The 3,164-nt window shown below is 66.5% G+C and carries 2 protein-coding genes and 1 pseudogene; 1 reads left to right on the forward strand and 2 read right to left on the reverse strand.

From position 1 onward, the window contains the following. Together JHD07_RS33260 and ffh are read right to left on the reverse strand one after the other, a co-directional pair. Positions 1 to 82 (reverse strand): annotated as a pseudogene (locus JHD07_RS33260) (30S ribosomal protein S16); the annotation flags it as partial. Positions 83 to 168: 86 nt separating this feature from the next. Further along, positions 169 to 1,716: a signal recognition particle protein gene (gene ffh, locus JHD07_RS33265; protein WP_291629842.1), complete on the reverse strand. Its 1,548-nt coding sequence runs from the start codon at positions 1,714 to 1,716 to the stop codon at positions 169 to 171. A gap of 450 nt (positions 1,717 to 2,166) precedes the next feature. Here ffh and JHD07_RS33270 point away from each other — a divergent pair. Further along, a partial coding sequence (locus JHD07_RS33270; protein ID WP_291629851.1) for an MBL fold metallo-hydrolase occupies positions 2,167 to 3,164 on the forward strand: 998 nt, incomplete at its 3' end.

A 3,164-nucleotide genomic window follows, 5' to 3' on the forward strand; every position in this document is an offset into this window, starting at 1 on the left:
GAAAGCGCGAGTCGGCGACGACGACGTGATAGACCGGACGCTTCTTGGTGCCTGCACGGGCGAGGCGGATAACGACGGACATTCAGTTCTCCTTCAAAGTACGCTTTGTTCGGTTGATTGGTATTTCCGCGCCGCGCGAGACCAATGCGATCCCGTGCGACGAATTCCTCATTTCTTCTTGCCCGGGAAACCGCCGAGGCCGGGCAGCGTCGGCTTGCCGCTCAGCCCGGTCAGTCCGGGCAGATTCGGAAGGCCCTGGCGCAAGCCGGCGGGCAGATCCTTCGGCAGATTGGGCAGGCCCTGTCCGCCGCCGCTCTGCATCTTCTCCTGCAGCGCCTTCATCTCTTCCGGAGAGGGAGGCTTCATGCCGCCGCCAAAGCCCATGGCCTGCGCGATGCCGGCGAGCGGGCCGCGCTTGCCCGAGCCCATGGCCTTCATCACGTCGGCCATGTTCCGGTGCATCTTGAGCAGCTTGTTGACGTGCTCGACGCTCTGGCCGGAGCCCGCGGCGATGCGCTTCTTGCGGCTGGCCTTGAGCAGGTCGGGATGACGCCGCTCGTCGCGCGTCATGGAATCGATGATCGCGACCTGGCGCTTCAGGATCTTGTCGTCGATGCCGGCGGCCGCGATCTGGTTCTTCATCTTGGAGATGCCGGGCATCATGCCCATCAGCCCGCTGATGCCGCCCATGCTCGACATCTGCAGCAGCTGCTCGCGCATGTCGTTGAGGTCGAACTGACCCTTGCGCATGCGCTCGGCGGTGCGCGCGGCCTTTTCGGCATCGATGTTCGCGGCGGCGCGCTCGACTAGCGAGACCACGTCGCCCATGCCGAGGATGCGGCCGGCGATACGATCGGGGTGGAAGTCTTCCAGCGCATCGGTCTTTTCGCCGGTGCCGATCAGCTTGATCGGCTTGCCGGTGACGGCGCGCATCGAGAGCGCGGCGCCGCCACGGCCGTCGCCGTCCACTCGCGTCAGCACGATGCCGGTGAGGCCGACGCGCTGGTCGAACGCGCGCGCCAGATTCACGGCGTCCTGGCCGGTGAGCGAATCCGCCACCAGCAGCACCTCATGCGGATTGGCCGCGGCTTTGATCGCGGCCGCCTCCGCCATCATCTCTTCGTCGAGCGTGGTGCGGCCGGCGGTGTCGAGCAGCACGACGTCGTAGCCGCCGAGCTTGCCGGCTTCCAGCGCGCGCTTGGCGATCTGCGGCGGCTGCTGGCCGGCGACGATCGGCAGCGTCGGAATGTCGAGGTCGCGGCCGAGCACGGCCAGCTGCTCCATCGCCGCCGGGCGGTAGACGTCGAGCGAAGCCATCAGCACCTTGCGCTTGTCGCGCTGGACCAGGCGGCGGGCGAGCTTTGCGGTGGTGGTCGTTTTACCGGAGCCTTGCAGGCCGACCATCATGATCGGCACCGGCGGCACGGAATTGACGTCGATGCTCTGGCTTTCGGCGCCGAGCGTGTTGACCAGCTCGTCATGGACGATCTTGACCACCATCTGGCCGGGGGTCACAGACTTGACGACGGTGGCGCCGATCGCCTGCTCGCGCACGCGCTCGGTGAAGCTGCGCACCACTTCGAGCGCGACGTCGGCCTCCAGCAGCGCGCGGCGCACCTCGCGCATCGCGGCATCGACGTCCTTCTCGGTCAGCGCGCCGCGCCCCGTCAGACGATCGAGAATGCCGCCAAGCCGTTCCGACAGATTGTCGAACAATGCCGTTGTCCTGTTGCTGTCCCCCGTTGAGGGGCGCGCCGTTATTCTCCACCGTCATGCCCCGCGAAGGCGGGGCATCCAGTACGCCGCGGCTTCTCGGTTCCAGCCGAGCCGTCTCGGAGTACTGGATCCCCCGCCTTCGCGGGGGATGACCACTTACCGGGATAAGCAATTCTCCAAACACCTTCACGCCCGAGGGCGCACAGCGCTGTCGGGCGTTGACCTCCGGCCTCGAGGGCCGGTCGGCGGGTCGAAAAGAAAGCCTTTCCGAGAAAGTGGCGGGGTTAAACGCCGCTCCCGCCCAAAAGTCAAGGAAAGTTAGGGTGTCGGCCCGATCTTGGTAAGGCAAGGTTTTGAAAACGTGACCCTTTTGTCGCAGGTTCCGTTTCCGCCAGCCCTGCCCATATAGGCGGTGATGTCTTACCACCTCGACCATCCCTAGAACCCGCCGTGCCGGTCACCCGCCGCCGCTTGTTCGGACTGCTTGCCGGAGCCGGCGCTCTGGTCGGCGTCCCCTCCCTCTGGATGTCCAGCATGAAAACCTATGACGGCCCCGTCTCCGACCACTTCGACGGCCTGACCTTCTTCGATCCGGACGGATCGCCGCCGAAATCGCTGCGCGAGGTGCTGCGCTGGCAGTTCGGCGGCAAGCGCCAGCGCGCAGCCTGGCCGGATTGGGCGCCCAGCCCCCACGCCGATACCCCGCCGGCGCGTGTCGATGGCGACAAGGTGCGGCTCTCCTTTGTCGGCCACGCCAGCTGGCTGATCCAGACCGCCGGCCTCAACATCCTCATCGATCCGGTCTGGTCGGAGCGGGTCTCGCCGGTCGCCTTTGCCGGCCCGAAGCGGCACAATGATCCCGGCATCGCCTTCGAGAAGCTGCCGAAGATCGACGTCGTGCTGGTCTCGCACGGCCACTACGACCATCTCGACATCGCGACATTGTCGCGCCTCGCCAAGAATTTTGCCCCGCGCGTGGTCACTCCGCTCGGCAACGACGTCACGATGCGCAGCTGGGATTCCGCGATCAACGTGGAAGCGTTCGACTGGCACGACCGGGTCGAGCTCGGCGAAGGCGTCGCGGTGCATCTGGTGCCGACAAGGCACTGGACCGCGCGCGGCTTGTTCGATCGCAACAAGGCGCTGTGGGCGAGCTTCGTCCTGGAGACGCCGGCCGGGAAGATCTACGTGGTCTGCGATTCCGGCTACGGCGATGGCCGGCACTTCCGTCGCGTCGCCGAGAAGCACGGCAAGCTGCGCCTCGCCATCCTGCCCATCGGCGCCTACGAGCCGCGCTGGTTCATGCGCGACCAGCACATGAACCCGGAAGACGCGGTGAAGGCGCTGGCCGATTGCGGCGCCGAGCAAGCGCTCGGGCACCATCACTTCACGTTCCAGCTGACCGACGAGGCGATCGACGCCCCGGCCAAGGCGCTGGTGGAAGCGCT

The organism is Bradyrhizobium sp. (assembly GCF_016462955.1).
GTDB lineage: Bacteria > Pseudomonadota > Alphaproteobacteria > Rhizobiales > Xanthobacteraceae > Bradyrhizobium.